The 14,659-nt window shown below is 64.1% G+C and carries 17 protein-coding genes; 7 read left to right on the forward strand and 10 right to left on the reverse strand.

Annotation, left to right across the window (positions count from 1 at the left end; translation table 11 throughout):
• Positions 1-46 precede the first annotated feature (46 nt).
• Together CA951_RS17055 and CA951_RS17065 are read right to left on the reverse strand one after the other, a co-directional pair.
• The gene (locus tag CA951_RS17055; RefSeq protein WP_087557960.1) at positions 47-748 is read right to left on the reverse strand and encodes an alpha/beta fold hydrolase; all 702 of its coding nucleotides are present in this window, start codon (positions 746-748) and stop codon (positions 47-49) included.
• Between the two features lie 356 nt (positions 749-1,104).
• Complete coding sequence (locus tag CA951_RS17065; RefSeq protein WP_087557962.1) at positions 1,105-2,061, reverse strand: ADP-ribosylglycohydrolase family protein; 957 nt, start codon at positions 2,059-2,061, stop codon at positions 1,105-1,107.
• 120 nt (positions 2,062-2,181) lie between these two features.
• Between CA951_RS17065 and CA951_RS17070 the strand changes: the two genes are divergently transcribed.
• The gene (locus CA951_RS17070) at positions 2,182-2,544 is read left to right on the forward strand and encodes a VOC family protein (RefSeq protein WP_087557963.1); all 363 of its coding nucleotides are present in this window, start codon (positions 2,182-2,184) and stop codon (positions 2,542-2,544) included.
• 221 nt (positions 2,545-2,765) lie between these two features.
• On the opposite strand, the gene CA951_RS17075 is transcribed toward CA951_RS17070, so the two are convergent.
• The 4 genes from CA951_RS17075 to CA951_RS17090 form a co-directional block, all read right to left on the reverse strand.
• Positions 2,766-3,089, reverse strand: a complete 324-nt coding sequence (locus tag CA951_RS17075; protein WP_087558093.1) for a hypothetical protein — start codon at positions 3,087-3,089, stop codon at positions 2,766-2,768.
• A 97-nt stretch (positions 3,090-3,186) separates the two neighbouring features.
• On the reverse strand, positions 3,187-3,666 hold the full coding sequence (locus tag CA951_RS17080) for a MaoC/PaaZ C-terminal domain-containing protein (RefSeq protein ID WP_087557964.1): 480 nt from the start codon (positions 3,664-3,666) through the stop codon (positions 3,187-3,189).
• 96 nt (positions 3,667-3,762) lie between these two features.
• Positions 3,763-4,512, reverse strand: a complete 750-nt coding sequence (locus CA951_RS17085; RefSeq protein WP_306300850.1) for a hypothetical protein — start codon at positions 4,510-4,512, stop codon at positions 3,763-3,765.
• Positions 4,513-4,520: 8 nt separating this feature from the next.
• Positions 4,521-6,215 carry a hypothetical protein gene (locus CA951_RS17090; RefSeq protein WP_256973859.1) on the reverse strand — a complete coding sequence of 565 codons (1,695 nt, stop codon included), beginning with the start codon at positions 6,213-6,215 and terminating at the stop codon, positions 4,521-4,523.
• Here CA951_RS17090 and CA951_RS44290 point away from each other — a divergent pair, their 5' ends adjacent.
• A complete protein-coding gene (locus tag CA951_RS44290; protein ID WP_256973860.1) occupies positions 6,216-6,923 on the forward strand; it encodes a hypothetical protein in 708 nt (235 codons plus the stop codon).
• Here the strand turns inward: CA951_RS44290 and CA951_RS17095 are convergent.
• A complete protein-coding gene (locus CA951_RS17095) occupies positions 6,866-7,270 on the reverse strand; it encodes a hypothetical protein (RefSeq protein WP_087557967.1) in 405 nt (134 codons plus the stop codon). The two genes, CA951_RS44290 and CA951_RS17095, sit on opposite strands and share 58 nt — an antisense overlap.
• A 193-nt stretch (positions 7,271-7,463) precedes the next feature.
• On the opposite strand from CA951_RS17095, the gene CA951_RS17100 reads away from it, so the two are divergent.
• On the forward strand, positions 7,464-8,684 hold the full coding sequence (locus tag CA951_RS17100; RefSeq protein WP_087557968.1) for a fatty acid desaturase: 1,221 nt from the start codon (positions 7,464-7,466) through the stop codon (positions 8,682-8,684).
• Positions 8,685-9,248: 564 nt separating this feature from the next.
• Positions 9,249-10,097: a cytochrome P450 gene (locus CA951_RS17105; protein ID WP_218780502.1), complete on the forward strand. Its 849-nt coding sequence runs from the start codon at positions 9,249-9,251 to the stop codon at positions 10,095-10,097.
• Between the two features lie 21 nt (positions 10,098-10,118).
• On the opposite strand, the gene CA951_RS44295 is transcribed toward CA951_RS17105, so the two are convergent.
• Positions 10,119-10,292, reverse strand: coding sequence for a hypothetical protein (locus CA951_RS44295; RefSeq protein ID WP_236581566.1), 174 nt, complete (start codon positions 10,290-10,292; stop codon positions 10,119-10,121).
• Here CA951_RS44295 and CA951_RS17110 point away from each other — a divergent pair.
• Both CA951_RS17110 and CA951_RS17115 read left to right on the forward strand, forming a co-directional pair.
• A complete protein-coding gene (locus CA951_RS17110; RefSeq protein ID WP_256973899.1) occupies positions 10,215-10,382 on the forward strand; it encodes a ferredoxin in 168 nt (55 codons plus the stop codon). The genes CA951_RS44295 and CA951_RS17110 overlap by 78 nt on opposite strands.
• 198 nt (positions 10,383-10,580) lie before the next feature.
• Positions 10,581-11,387: a PDR/VanB family oxidoreductase gene (locus CA951_RS17115; RefSeq protein WP_256973900.1), complete on the forward strand. Its 807-nt coding sequence runs from the start codon at positions 10,581-10,583 to the stop codon at positions 11,385-11,387.
• Positions 11,388-11,453: 66 nt separating this feature from the next.
• Here the strand turns inward: CA951_RS17115 and CA951_RS17120 are convergent, their stop codons facing one another.
• Positions 11,454-12,218 (reverse strand): SDR family NAD(P)-dependent oxidoreductase, encoded by a 765-nt coding sequence (locus CA951_RS17120; protein ID WP_087557971.1) that lies wholly within the window; start codon positions 12,216-12,218, stop codon positions 11,454-11,456.
• Between the two features lie 24 nt (positions 12,219-12,242).
• The gene (locus CA951_RS17125; RefSeq protein WP_087557972.1) at positions 12,243-13,394 is read right to left on the reverse strand and encodes an ABC transporter substrate-binding protein; all 1,152 of its coding nucleotides are present in this window, start codon (positions 13,392-13,394) and stop codon (positions 12,243-12,245) included.
• Positions 13,395-13,771: 377 nt separating this feature from the next.
• Here CA951_RS17125 and CA951_RS17130 point away from each other — a divergent pair, with 377 nt between their 5' ends.
• Positions 13,772-14,602: an SDR family NAD(P)-dependent oxidoreductase gene (locus CA951_RS17130; RefSeq protein WP_087557973.1), complete on the forward strand. Its 831-nt coding sequence runs from the start codon at positions 13,772-13,774 to the stop codon at positions 14,600-14,602.
• Positions 14,603-14,659: the final 57 nt, after the last annotated feature.

Raw genomic sequence — 14,659 nt, forward strand, 5'->3', positions numbered from 1 at the left:
CGTGAGCGGCATCGCGTCCTCCAGCACGCTTTGCCACTCACCTGGCCTACAGTTCGGACGCGTAGCGCTCCAGCATGGCAGCAAGTTCGCCCGGGCGCGCGAGTGCCGCGAGATGGCCCGCGTCGATGACCTCCGGCACGATGCCCAGCCGCTCCCGGACGATCCGCTGCATGAAGTCGAGCGGGAACAGCCGATCACGGCTACCTGCGACGACCCGCGTCTTCACGAACGGCCACGCCTCCGCCTGCCACACCGTCCCGAACGGGGTGTCCGACATGACCGGCTCGTCGTGGCTGAACGCCTCCTCGGTGACCTCGTCGGGCACGTCGTGGAAGAACAGCGCCCGCAGGTCGTCGGGTGCGTCCGGGTCGCGGCCCTCCGATAGGTCGAACGCCCGCTTCGCCTCCGGTTGACCGGTGGTCTCCCACCACCGCCCGGGTGCTTCCCCCGGCGCGGGCAGCATCGGTGCGACCAGCACCAGCAGGTCGACGTCGACCTCGCCGCGCTGACAGACGATCGCCGCGGTGAACGCGGACATGGACTGCGCGACCAGCACGATCGCCCCCTCGACGTCCTCGACCGCATCGACGACGACGTCGGCGAACTCGTACTGGCCCGCGTCGTCGTCCCCGTACGGGAGGTCGACGGCGATCACCGAGTGCCCGCTCCCCTCCAGGATCGGTGCGACGCGGTGCCAGTACCACGAGTCGGAGCCGGCGCCGGGCAGCAGAACGAAGGTTGCGGGCATCTCGACTCATCTCCTGTTCCGGGACACGATCGGTCGAGATGAGCCTAAGCGCTACGTGAGCGGGAATGCGCGTCCGAGGACACTTTGCCACTCACCTGTGGGATGTGAAACGGCAGCGCCGCCGGCGGCGATACACACCATAGATCGGACAAGTCGCTCCGATCGTGCCGGGAACAACCACACACGACGAGAACCGAGCTGACATGTTTACCAACCATCTCTTCGGCGGAATGACCGAACAGGAAATCGATATCGAGATCGCCGACGAGTTGGCGGCCTGACCCAGTTCTCCCGTACGTGAGTGGCGCCGCGCTCCCCGGCACACCGTGCCGCTCACGTACGAATCGCGTTCATGCTCAGCGCCGGTCGGCCGGTTCACCCTTCCGCACGGCAGCCATCGCCAGCCGCTCGAGGTCGTCCGCGGAGTATCCCGGCCAGCCGTGCAGGATCCGGCGCCACCGGTCCGGGACCGCCGACGCACCCCACCGGGCACCGAGCAACCCACCCGCGATCGCCGCGGTGGTGTCGGTGTCGTTGCCCGCCCGGACGGCCCGCTCGAGGGCCAGCCGAAGGTGATGCGGCCCCGATCCGTCGGCACCGCTGATCGCCCACCACGCCGTTTGCAGGGCGTGAACCACCCAGCCGTTCTTCGGGAAGTCGGCGGGTGTTCTGCGTTCGGCCTGGTCGAGCAGCGGTCCCCAGTACTCGCCGACCTCGGCCGGCGCCACCTGCAGGTATCCCCGCACCCCGTCGAACGTCCCGAACAGCACCGCGTGCCGGATCGCATGTGACCACATCCGGCACGCCTCTCCGGCGCGCTGATCGTCGTGGGTGAGGGCGCCGATCTGGTACGCGGCCTCGGCGCACGCGTCGGCGTCGTCGAGATATGCCAGCGCGACCGGGGCGGTCCGCATCAGCGAACCGTTGCCACCCTTCCTCCCGGTGATGCTGCGTGCCCGCCGCTGCATGGCCGCGGCCGAGCCGTCGCGGGCCGACAGCACGGCGCGCGTCTGATTGCCGACGTCGGGCGGGTTGGAATCGATCCACCGAACGAACTGTGCAGCAACGGCATCCAGTCCGTCACCCCGGCCGATGTCCATTCCGGACGCTGCCACCTCCGCGATGGCGACGGCCATCGACGTGTCGTCGGTCCACTCCCCCGGCGCCCAGTCGAACATGCCGCCCCCGACCATGTCGATCACCGCATCGGCAGCCGGGACGGTGAACTCGTATCCCGCGCCGAGGGCGTCACCCGCAGCGGTGGCGATCAATACGCCTGCGGCCCGGTCGGTCTGACGTTCGGTCAACTCCACAAATCCCCCTTGAATCGAATTCGCTCCAAGGTTAGAGCACTATCGATCTAACGCGCAAGGCTTCTACGTGTCGGCAGGTCGGCGTAGCGTCACGTAAACACTGTCGACGGAGGAGTGCTCATGTCGGGCGAACTGTCGTTCTTCGAACTGGGTGTGGCCAACACGGAGCAGGGCCGAAAGTTCTACTCGGCGTTGTTCGGCTGGGAATTCGAATCCGGACCCGGCGGATCGGGCTATTCGATCACCACCCCGAACGTGCCGGGCGGGATCCACGGCGGCGACGAGGGCGCCGGCCCCTACGTCTTCTTCCGGGTGCCGGACCTCGACGCCGCGGTCGAGCACGTGCTGGCACTCGGCGGCACCATCGACGCGGTGGATCTCGGCGAGGATCCGGAGTCGGCGGCGAAATTCGGGCGATTCAAGCTGTGCCACGACGACCAGGGGTCCGCCTTCGGTCTGCACGAGCCACCCTCCGGCAGCTGAATCAGCGCGCCCGGAACGGAGATTCCCGGGCGTGCTGATTCGGGTCGATCGGTTACGGCTCGTTCGGCGAGCCGCCCCCGCTCTCGTCACCGCTGTACGTGACCGGACGCGGCGGTCCGTCCTCGGGGCCGCCGCACGCGCGCACCGGTACGGCTGTAGCCAGAATTTCACGACCGAGCTACACGACGGCTCACTGCCTCGTGTGAACGATCACCGCCGAATCAGGGATTGACCGTCCGGCCTTGGTCGTCATTGACCGGCGGCTGCTGCGCAGAAAGACCGTCGTCGGGGCCGTCGCACCAGTTGTCGAACTGGTTGTACGGATCGGTGCCCCACGCCGGGACGTTGTTCTCGTACGGTTCCGCCCAGTCGTCGCATCCGACCGGACCGTTCTGCGGGAACCCGGGCGGCATCGGCTGAATAACATCCGGCCTGCGTACCGGCACCGCCGAGTCGAGACTGCCGCCCCAGGCGACGCCGGACGCTCCCAATCCGATCGAAGCCGCGAACACTGCAACCGCGGCCATCCTCCTACCCATTCTCATGATTGCCTCCGTTGGTTTCATGGCCTCCCAGGGTTCGATACCCAGAAACCCGGAGAACAATCCTCGACGAGGGTGTTTCGTCCAGAAAATTCGACGATCAGTCGGTTTCGGGGCGGCAGCGCACGTACATCTCGGTCACCGACGTCAGCACCTGCTTGCCCGACCCGTTGAGAATCTCCGCCGCGACGGTCACCAACGCCCGTCCACGATCGTCCCGCTTCACGTCCTCGATCACCAGGTTCCCGGTCAGCACGTCCCCCGGCCGCACCGGCCGCAGGAAGTTGACGTCACGCATCCGGCTCCCGGCGATGACGCTCCAGCGTGCGTAGAGAGTGGTCGCCGACAGCCGCTGGCACACCGCGATCGTGTGCACACCACTCGCGATCAGCCCACCGAAATAGCCCTCATCTGCGGATTCACGGTCGGTGTGGAACGACTGCGGATCCCACTGCCCCGCGAACTCGAGTACCTCCTCCTCGGTCACCGTGTACGAGCCGAGCTCGAACTTCTCGCCGACCCCGAGGTCGTCCGCATAGACGACGTCACATTTGCTGTCCACCACAAACCGTCCGATCATTCGCTCGCGCCTCCACGAACACGGAGACTCCGTCGAGGATATGACCGCGCGACGACTGCGGCGACAGCGCCCTTCCGCCGGCCGCTGAAAGGCGCATCAGTTCTCGTCGTACCGCGGCCAGCCCGGATACGGAGCAAGCGTCGGATACGGAGCGTCGTGTGGGAGGTTCGCCTTCTGCGGACGCGCATCCCTGATATCGGGCATGCGCGAGTCGCACTCGGCATATGCGTTCTGGTCGCGCGCGGCCTGCTCGTGCTCGGCGATCTTCCAACCAGCGAATACATCCGCTGACGGAGCACGCTCTGCGCCCTCCGCAGCAAGCGACTCAGAACCGACCGACAGCGTCTGCTCAGGCGCCACGATCCTCACTGTTTCGGCCTGCGGGGACGGGCCCGTCAGATTGAAGAATCGACCCTCCTTCTCGGCCATTACGGCGTAGTTGCCCGAACACACCGTGGCGGCCCACCCGTCCTCGGTCGGTGCCAGCGCCAGCACGTGCTCGAACTGTGTACCGACGAGTCGTTCCAGGTCCGAACCGTTCCAATAGTCGAAGTCGACCCGGTCGCGCTGCTGCGACGTCGCGTCGGCGAAACCTGGGTAGCCTGCCGCCAGTGCATGCCCATGAATCGCGAGATAATACGACTCCATATACGCCCGGACCGCCACCGCAGGCCTGCTCAATAGGTCGATTCCTGGATCCGCCGACCATCGAACGTTGTAGTCGACGTTCTCGGGAACGCTGTATTCCTTGACAACGCTTACTGTGGGATCGATCGGCGTTGTCGCGTCATCGGTCCCACAGGCAGTAACCGATAAGACCACTGCAGCAGCACAGACGGTCGCCAACTGAGCCCTCATCGCCCGAACTCCATGCCCTGCACTTGCTCACGTCCTGCGTTCATTGCGTCGACAAACTCACCAACTCCGGTGAAGCCCGCTTCGGTGATGTATCCGGCCAAGCACGAAGAAAGCAGCGGGGTTGTAAAACTAGGACGGTCAGAGACAATCTCGTCATACGGCAGCAGGGGGCCGTTCACACCATCCCGAAAGTCCTCGAGACCGATATAGGGGTCAAGCGAGCCGCCATTCGCCGCTTGAAGACCGAGTGCAATCTGATAGTACTGCTTTGCAAGTAGCGAATCCTCTGCGAACTGCGTGTTCGGCTGGACTGTCCCGTCGGGCACAGCACCCATGACCGCACTCTTGAAAGCCGGATCAGCGAGATCGATTCCGCTCGAAATTATCGGCCCGGCACCAGGGATGAATTCAACACCCTTGCTGACCACAGTTCTGATCGTGTCGTATGCGATACCCTTGCTCTCGAAACCGGCTGTGTTATTCGATGATTCGTCCCCTGCGCGGTCCGCGAATTCGAGATCGAAACCCTTGTCGACCACACCTTGAATACTGCCTGCCCAAGAACCGTACTCGTAGTGCGGCATCTGCAGAGTGCGACCTTCCAACGCCCACGCTTGCTCGAGCTGAGCCGACATTCCGAATGCCTGTGCGTTGAAGTAGCCCGCCGCGTCGGCGTTGGAGTCGATCACCGAAAACAGGCGGGGCGCATTTTCGAGCCCGAACTCTCCGCCGGTCGGGCTGGCGAAGCCGTATGTGCCTGCGAAGTCTCCGGGCACCCCCACCATATTGCCGATGTAGGGTGCGAGTGATGTGCCAAGAGCCTTGGTGATTTCGGGGTTCACCTCGCCGATGGCCTGGCCTTTCATCCCGGGGATGTCGAGCAGTTCGGCGTCTTTGGCCGCGAGGATCTGTGCCAGCCCGAAGGCCGATTCGCCTGCTTGTTGCGACCGGTAGAGCTCTCCGGGGTCCGACGGATCGGAGGGCCTGGCGTCGTCGGCGATCCAGTCGAACATCCCGGCGACGTTCTGTTCGCCGCCCTCGGCCCAATCGCGCTGGAGCAGAGGCATGACGACGTCGTCGCGGTTGTAACCGGTCGGCATGCCTTCACCGGACAGGATGTTGTGGACGGCGGCATGGTCGCGGCCACCGACCCCGACCATGTCTTGCAGGAGTGTGTCGACGCCGTCGCGGCGCAGAACGTTGTGGTCGAAGGAGTCTCCGATCAGCAGACTCTTGTCGTTGGTGGCCGACGCGATCTCGCCGGCACGGGACAGGAGATTCTCGCTCAGCTCACTGCCCTGCTGGACAGCAGGGTCTGCGAGTCCGAACGCCTTGGTGAATCGCGCCAGGTCGTGGCCGTTGTTAACGACCATCGACTGCTGCGGGGAGTCGTTCGCACCCTTCGAGAGGTTGCCGGTCGACGTCACCGGTCCCTCGAACAGCCCACGAAGACTTTCCGGGATGTGGCTCCGGCCGCCGACGTCACCGGCCGCACTGCCGACGTTGTAGTTCGACACGACGGCGAGCCCGTTGGACAGCGCACTCGCGGCCTCCGTGCGCCCGTTCTCGCTGTACTGCTCGGACAGCGCGAGGAAGCCGTCCTTGCCGGCCGCCGTGTAGAACTGCTGGAGGAAGTCCATCGTTCCCTGCGGAACGTCGGTGACCTTGCCGCCGTCGGCCAGCGTCTTCACTTGCTCGGGGGTCAGCCCCGCGGCCGCGATCTCCCGGGCAACGCGGTCACGGACGTCCTGCGGAATGTCGGCACCGCCTCGCGCGACCTGCTCGCCCAGCGAGGTGCCCTCGTGCCCCGACAGGCCCGCCGACGCTGGAGCGCTCGCCGCGACGGCCCCGAGCGCGTCCCGGATCGCCGTCGCCATGTCCCGATCGGCATTGTCGAGTTCCGTCAGCGCACCATCGAGCTGGCTGCGCCAGTACTCCATCAAGTCGGCGTGCTCGGCGGCTTCAGCGTCACTCACCGTCGTCGGCTGACTGACGATCTGCCAGTCGTCGGAGACGGTGAATCCGTCGGTCGCCGCCTTGTCGATGACGGTGGCGACGTAGTCTCGCGCATGACCGAGGCGATCGGCCCCTCCCACCAGCGCAGTCGACAGATCTTCCAGATCGTCTGCGAGCCGACGGAATTCCGTCCGCTCGGTGTTCGCCCGCTGCTCGGCGGCGGCCTGCGACGGACCGCGCCAGTCGTCGTGGAGGCCCAGATCCGCAACGACCCGATAGACGTCCTCGGCCCGGCTTCGCGTGTCTTCGGCGGTCCGACCGATTTCCTCGCCCGCCAACGTCAGGTCCCGTGGGTTCCAGACGTGCAGTTGCGACCTACGCGGAATCACAGCTCTCCCATCGCCGACAGCTGCGAAGCGAACGTCGTGTCGACGACGTCGTAGTTCTCGGCCCCGTCGCCCGCGATGAACGCCATCTCGTCGATGCGACTGGCTGCGACTCCGAGCGCGGACGCGAGGATGTCGCCGGCGTCCCGGCACGCAGCGGCGGTGTCGGACCCCTCGACGGCCCGGCCCGCATCGTCGAAGCTCCGCCGACCGCCGAGCGCCTCGACCTCACGGGCGATGGCGCCGAGCGAACCGGACATCGCACGGAGCATGTCGGGGTCGACCTTGACGACCGTGACCTCCGGTCCGCCGAGCACCGGCGGCAATCCTGGGACGCTCGCCAGCGGAGGTCGTGGTACACCGGTCCCGTCCAGTGAACCGATGACACTGTCCGGCCACGTCATAGCGCCCTCTGACATCGACTTTCCCCCTGTTTTCTGCATCGAGGCCCACCCCTGGACCACGGCCACCGAGACGCTCGGCGACCGTGGAGAGAATAGCGGACACCTCGACACGGACGGATGACCACAACACGGTTGTGCATCGTTTGGGCGGATACGCGGATTGGGAATGGCACGAACCGGGTATCGAGACGAGATGGCCATCACCGATATCAAGGAGTACAGCCACCTCACCGAGGCGGACGTGGAGGCGCTGGGCGCGGAACTCGATGCGATCCGGGCCGACATCGAGGAGTCCCGCGGCGCCCGCGACGCGCGGTACATCGACCGGGCGATCAAGCTGCAGCGGTCGCTGGCGATTGCGGGCAGGGTCGTCCTGTTCGGCAGCCGGAAGAGACCGGCGTGGCTCCTGGGTACCGCCCTGATGGGTGCGGCGAAGATCATCGAGAACATGGAACTCGGCCACAATGTCATTCACGGCCAGTGGGATTGGATGAACGATCCCGAGATCCACTCGTCGAACTGGGAGTGGGACAACACGTGCCCGTCCTCGGGGTGGAAGCACTCGCACAACTACGTGCACCACAAGTTCACCAACATCGTGGGACTCGACAGCGACGTCGGCTACGGGATTCTGCGGATGACCCGCGACCAGAAGTGGTCACCGGTGTACCTGGCGCAGCCGTTCTACAACGTGCTGCTCGCGTTGCTGTTCGAGTGGGGTGTCGCGCTGCACCACCTGGACGTGGAGAGTATCCGGCGCGGCGACTACGACCGCGCCGAAACCCTCCGCAACGCGAAGGAGGTGGGACGGAAGATCGCGCGGCAGGTCGGCAAGGACTACGTGGTGTTCCCCGCGCTGACCGGCCCGGCATGGAAGAGCACGCTGACGGCGAACATCACCGCCAACGTGATCCGGAATCTGTGGGCCTACGGTGTCATTTTCTGCGGCCACTTCCCGGACGGTGCCGAAAAGTTCACCAAGGAGGAGTTCGACCAGGAGACCAAGGCCGAGTGGTATCTGCGCCAGATGCTGGGCTCGGCGAACTTCCACGCAGGCCCGGTGCTCGCGTTCATGAGCGGCAACCTCTGCTACCAGATCGAGCACCACGCGTTCCCCGATCTCCCCAGCAACCGCTACGCCGAGATCGGCGTGAAGATGCGGGCACTGTGCGACAAGTACGACCTCCCGTACACGACGGGTTCCCTCCCCCACCAGTACGGACTCACCCTGCGCACCATCTTCAAGCTCGCCCTGCCCAACCGCTTCCTGTCGGCGTCCGCCGACGACGCACCGGAGACGGCGTCCGAACTGCGTTTCCGCATCCGGGGTGGGATGAAGGAAGTGTTCGGAGTCGACCCTGCGACCGGCAAACGGCGCGGGCTGCGCACGGCGCTGGCCATGATCCGCAACTGACCACGACGTCCACGCGGACCGAAAGGGCTACGCGGGACCTTATCGAACAGGATCATTTGGGCGGCAGCGGTTCCCACCGCCGCCACGCAAGCAAGAAACGGCTATCGCGGCGATAGCCGCTGGGCCGGAGAAGTTCCTTGACGCTGCCAGGCGCCGACACCAGGATCAGTGAGACCGTCGTCACAAACCCCTGATCTGTGGAGGTAACCCATGGCGTCACCTGTTCCTACTCCCGACTTTCCGATGCGCAGGACTTGCCCGTTCTCCGCGCCGACCGAGTACCGCGAACTGCGAGATACCCAACCGGTTGCGCCGGTGAGCCTTTGGGATGGCCGTTCCGCCTGGTTATTGACGCGCTACGACGACATCCGTTCGATCCTACGGTCGTCCTCGATCAGTTCGCAGACGAGAAGACCCAACTTTCCCTTCCTGTCCGCGTCCGATCAGGCAGCCAAATTGCAGGACGAATCCCTGCAACGGATGGATGGACCAGAGCACAGCCGACGGCGCCGACTACTGATCCCCTTCTTCACCGTTCATCGGATCGAAGCACTCCGACCTACTGTGACGAAGTTGGTACGGGAACTTTTGGAGAACCTGGTCGCCAAGACTCCGCCTGTCGACTTCTTCACCGAGTTCTCCCTGGTCGTGCCGTCGACAGTCGCGTGCGAACTACTCGGCGTCCCGTATCAGGATCACGAATTCTTCCAGGAGAAGAGTGCCGTACGGATCTCGAGAACAGCAACCCCCACCGAAATCACGGCAGCGACCGACCGGTTGCTCGACTACCTCGGCGGACTGCTCGACGCACGCACGGTCGACCCCCGCGACGACGTCATGACCTTCTTGGCGGACCATGTGACCAACGGTGATCTGACCCGCGAAGATGCGCTGATGGACGCGAATCTCCTCCTTCTCGGCGGCCATGAAACCACCGCCAACGTGATCACCCTGGGAACGATGGCACTCCTCGAGAATCCGGACCAGCTGGCGCGAATCACCTCCGGAGAGGTCACCGTCACCAACGCCATCGAGGAACTTCTCCGCATCACGTCGGTCACGCACAGCAATGCGATGCGCCTGGCGCTCGAAGACATCGAGGTCGGCGGTCGAACGATTCCCGCGGGCGACGGCTTCATTGCGGCGGTGTCCGCGGCGAACTGGGACGAGTCCATCTTCCCCAATCCTGAAGTACTCGATGTCGGCCGGCCGGAAGCCCGCCAGCACATGGCCTTCGGGTACGGAGTTCATCAGTGCCTCGGACAGGCTCTCGCGCGCATGGAACTGGAAGTTGTGATCGAGGCCGTGTTCGACGTCATTCCCGGTCTCCGGTCGGCTCAGCCGATCGAACAGCTCAGATTCAAGGACGATTCAGCGTTCTACGGGGTCCACGAATTCCCGGTGACCTGGTAACGAGCGAACCAAACAGACAACTCATGATGCGGGCTTCACCTGCCGGGTGAAGCCCGTGAGGAAGTTCGATGGCAAGGAGCGGTTGTGATTCGGGTGTCGGTAGACAACACGAAGTGTATTGCGGCGGGACTCTGCGTCGGGCGTGAGCCGGGCATCTTCGATCAGAACGACGACGACGGTTTGGTATTCGTTCATCGGGAGAATGTCCTCCCCGGTGAGCACGAGGGGGTGATCGAATCGGAGCGCATCTGCCCCTCTGGAGCCATTGTGGTGCACACGGATTGATCACGGTGCCCGGTCGATTCGCGGAAAGCAGGTTTCACAGTGCGCAATTCGTTCAACGAAACCGAGGTGAGACTCGTGGTCGAACGACGGACGGTCCTCACCGAGGAAGTCATCCAACTCGAGTTACGAAACGAAGACGGATCATATCTTCCGGCGTGGGAGCCCGGATCGCACATCGAGTTGGTCCTGTCGGAGTCCATGGTTCGCCAGTATTCGCTGTGCGGAGATCCCGCTGATCGTGGCTGTTGGAAAATCGCGGTGCTCCGAGACGTCTCGGGCCGGGGCGGATCGCAGCGAATTCACGATGAACTGCAGGAGAAGTCACTCGTGACGGCACGGGGGCCACGCAACCTGTTCCCACTCCGACTGTCACGTAACTACCTCTTCATTGCGGGCGGGATCGGTATCACACCAATGCTGCCGATGATTTCCGCTGCGGCGAAATCGGGCGCCCGATGGGCGATTCACTACGGTGGCCGCTCACGCCAGTCGATGGCCTTCGTCGATCAACTGTTGGAATTCGACCACGCCGGCGTCCATCTCTACCCGCAGGATGAGGTCGGGTTCATCGATCTCGGTTCAGCACTGGCAGATCCCGATCCCGAGACCTTGGTCTACTGTTGTGGACCCGAACCGCTTCTCTCCGCGGTCGAGGATCGGTGCCGGCCGACCTGGCCTTCGGATTCTCTGTGTGTGGAACGCTTCTCCCCGCGGGCCATCGACGACCACGCAGCCGAGACTGCGTTCGAAGTCGAACTGGTGCAGAGCGGGAAGACCCTTACCGTGAATCCCGGTCAGAGCATTCTCGCGGCCGTCGAGCAGTCGGGTGTTCCGGTCCTCTCGTCATGCATGGAGGGTACGTGTGCATCGTGTGAGGTCGCGGTTCTCGACGGCGTCCCGGACCATCGGGATTCCGTTCTCAGCCAGCATGAACGCGAGGCCGGCAAGACGATGATGATCTGCGTCTCGCGTGCAATGAGTACGCGTCTCGCCATCGACCTCTGACCGACCACAGAGCCCTTGCCCCCAACAGGGGCAAGGGCTCTGGTTTTCCGGCCAGGTCACGACGAGCTACAACGCTCTTCGCGCCAGGCTGAAGACCTGTCCGGTGGGACCGCCGATGCGCTGCCGGGCCAGCCACCCGACCAGTTCTGCGACTTCGTGCGGCAACTTCACACGCTCACTCGGCAAACCTTCAGGGGCTTCACCCACTGCGACAAGACCGCGAGTGAGCTGGGTGGCTACGGGCCCGGGAATCACTTCGTTCACGTCGATACCGTGCTCCCAGACTTCTTCGGCCAAGGTCTTCGTGAGATGACTGACCCCCGCCTTGGACGCACCATAGGCCGAGAATCCGGCCGTCGTCGAATGTCCGTGACCCGACCCGATCAGGATGATCCGGCCACCGCCCGCCTCGATCATGAAGGGGAGAACAGCTCGCGCAATATTGAACGTGCCTGTCAAGTTCAGTGTGACCACACGGGCCCAGTCGGCGGGATCGGCGTCGATCACCGCGCAGGGAGCCCCCGCACCGGCACTGTTGACGAGAACATCGACGTCACCGAACACATCGACCGCTTGACGGACCACGGCATCGCACGCGTCGAAGTCGGAGACATCGCACGGTACGACCAGCGCCTTGGCGCCGAGCGCCTCCACCTCACTTGCGACAGCGTCCAGCTCCGTTCCGGTTCGCGAAGCCAGGACGATGTCGGCACCCGCGCCGGCGAGGTGGAGCGCGCACGCACGGCCGATCCCTCGTCCTGCCCCGGTGACGACCGCGAGCTTGTTCGTCAAGTCGAAGGCGTCACTCTTATTTGCTATCTGACTGATCATGTGGGAATCCCTCTGCTATCTGTATCAGACGCGCGCGAATGGCGGGACGATGTCTTCGTAGTGCACCGTGCCCTTCTCGAGCATGCCCAGCCGATACATGACCTCGGCAGCATGCTCGATCCCGCTACGAGTGACCTTCCAATTCGGGCTGACCTTCGGGAAGACACGATCGACCATGAAATCGATTGTCTTGGCCGCGTCGTCCGGTGCCTCGTTGTTGAAGGTTCCCTCGTTGAGAAGTTGTGCCGCAGCAGCACGATTGTCGGTGATCCACGTCTTGGCCTCCCACTGGGCAGCAAGCCACGCGTCGGCAGTGTCCTGACTCGCGTCGACCTTGTCTTCACGCATGACCAGGGGACACACCTGCAGATCACTCAGCAGCTGCGGTGTACCGGCGGCACTGAAATCGATCAGCATCCGGCCGCCGGCTTGCGTGGCAACGGACAGACCCGCGCCGTACGTGAATCCCACATAGGCGTCGAGCCGGTCGTTCTTCATCTGGGCGATTGCGGCCGACAGCTGCCCCACCCCGAGGACCGTGATGTCATCGCGCTTCATCCCTGCCGCCTCGAGCGCCAGATTCAAAATGTTGTCGGTACCTGCACCGATCGCGGTGACACCGATCGTCTTCCCCTTCAGGGAGGCCATCTTTTCGGCGAAAGTGGCGTTCTCACCGGGCCAGTCACCAGGTCCCACGATCAGGTTGTAGGTGTTGACGGGCATGCGCATGCCGACGATCACCGGCCGTTTGCCGGTCTGGCTCTTGGCGAAGGCGAGCATCGCGCCCATCGTGTCCATCGCAGCGCCATCGATCGCGCCCGCACTGACCATCTGCAAACCTTGTACGCCGCTCTGGGGGTAGATGAGCTTCGGAACTTCCAGGTTGAAGAGGGAGAACTGGTTTTGGGCGACATTGATCGCATCGATCAGGAAGTTGTCACCGGAGGACGATCCCACGACGAACGGAGTCGGCCTGGCGAGCGCACCAGCGGCTTTCGGTCCCTGCGTGCCGGCTGCTCCGCCGCCTCCCCCGCATGCGGCGAGTAGGGAACCGACACCGACGGCCAGCGCTCCAGCGCCGGCGAACTTGAACACATTGCGCCGGCTGATTGCAGACCCGGGCGCCGCGCCGCGAATTCGCCCGGCGGATTCGACGCGGTTGAGATCCTTGCTCATCGCTCTCCCTAAGCTCACAACATCAGGGCAGGCAAAAACGATCGTTTCGCCTGAAAGTGGACAGCCGATCCCGAATCGTGCAAGCCAGAAAAGTTCCCGCACGCGATATCACAGGACGTTCACTCACCCAAATCGGCTGGCCATCAGTGGACCAGCAGCGCACCGAGGTGTCAAGGTCGATCGACATACCCGGGAACTATCACCCCGATAGACATTTTCGGTTGCTCGCATACCCCCGAGGTGCGATTGTCACCCCATGAGAGATTCTGTGTTGCAACGGCATCCAGCTCAACTTTTCACGCGCCGTCCTCAATGAATCCGACAGTCCACGCACAGTTTCCTCCGCTCCCCCGAACTGATCCGTAAAGGAACTGACAATGCACCATGCACTGAGATCCAATGTGCCTGTCGCCGCCGCCGATGTCGAGTACGGCCGACTTCTCCGGTTGGACGGACAACGGATCGTCGTACTCGGGGCAGGCAGCGGCATCGGGGAACACACAAGCCGCATGTTGGCCTCCATGGGCGCCGAATTGGTCTGCGTCGACGTCGACCCCGCGGGCGCGGAGTCGATCAGCCGAACCCTGAACTGCCATTCGCTCTGCGTCGACGTGACGTCCGAGTCCGGCGTCGCGGAACTCGTGAAATTCATCAAAGACGAGGTCGGGGAGATTCACGGGTTTGTCGACGTCGTCGGCAGGACGACTCCGAAGCCGTTGACGGAGTTCACCTTGGCGGACTGGGAGGACGACTTCCGTGTCAATACCCGGCACGCGTTCCTTCTCGGGCAAGCGCTGTGTCCGCTGATTGCCCGTAGCGGCGGTGGTTCCATCGTCTTCGTCTCCAGCTCGTGGTCCCAGTACGCCAGCCCGTCCGCTCCCGGTTACGGTCCCGCAAAAGCGGCGCTGAACACGTGGATCAAGCAACTCGCGGCCGCATACGGTCCGGCCGGCGTGCGAGTCAACGGCGTCACCCCGGGGTTCTTCCTAACCGCCCGCATGGTCGAGACGCTCGACCGGATCGGCGGGACCGCAGCAGAATCGATCTTCAAGCAGGCTCTGCTCGAGCGCTTGGGGCAGGCGTACGAGGTGGCAGGCACCATCGGATTCCTGCTGTCACCGGCGGCCGGCTACATCACCGGCAGCCTGATCCCGGTCGAGGGCGGCGCGACATCCCGAGACCCGCTCGGGTTCGCTCGGCGCGGGTGAACTCGACAGCAGCACAACCGCTCACCCGGTTTTCCCAGCCCGTCTTCCAGATATTTC

It is taken from the genome of Rhodococcus sp. NCIMB 12038 (genome assembly GCF_002165735.1).
Classification (GTDB): Bacteria; Actinomycetota; Actinomycetes; order Mycobacteriales; family Mycobacteriaceae; genus Rhodococcus_F.

Coding starts and splice junctions, on each gene's coding strand:
- CA951_RS17075 (WP_087558093.1), bottom strand. CDS start 3,089: ATGAGAATGGGTAGGAGGATGGCCGCGGTTGCAGTGTTCGCGGCTTCG.
- CA951_RS44295 (WP_236581566.1), bottom strand. CDS start 10,292: ATGAACGAATACCAAACCGTCGTCGTCGTTCTGATCGAAGATGCCCGG.
- CA951_RS17070 (WP_087557963.1), top strand. CDS start 2,182: ATGTCGGGCGAACTGTCGTTCTTCGAACTGGGTGTGGCCAACACGGAG.
- CA951_RS17115 (WP_256973900.1), top strand. CDS start 10,581: ATGGTTCGCCAGTATTCGCTGTGCGGAGATCCCGCTGATCGTGGCTGT.
- CA951_RS17100 (WP_087557968.1), top strand. CDS start 7,464: ATGGCCATCACCGATATCAAGGAGTACAGCCACCTCACCGAGGCGGAC.
- CA951_RS17120 (WP_087557971.1), bottom strand. CDS start 12,218: ATGATCAGTCAGATAGCAAATAAGAGTGACGCCTTCGACTTGACGAAC.
- CA951_RS17130 (WP_087557973.1), top strand. CDS start 13,772: ATGCACCATGCACTGAGATCCAATGTGCCTGTCGCCGCCGCCGATGTC.
- CA951_RS17125 (WP_087557972.1), bottom strand. CDS start 13,394: ATGAGCAAGGATCTCAACCGCGTCGAATCCGCCGGGCGAATTCGCGGC.
- CA951_RS17055 (WP_087557960.1), bottom strand. CDS start 748: ATGCCCGCAACCTTCGTTCTGCTGCCCGGCGCCGGCTCCGACTCGTGG.
- CA951_RS17095 (WP_087557967.1), bottom strand. CDS start 7,270: ATGACGTGGCCGGACAGTGTCATCGGTTCACTGGACGGGACCGGTGTA.
- CA951_RS17080 (WP_087557964.1), bottom strand. CDS start 3,666: ATGATCGGACGGTTTGTGGTGGACAGCAAATGTGACGTCGTCTATGCG.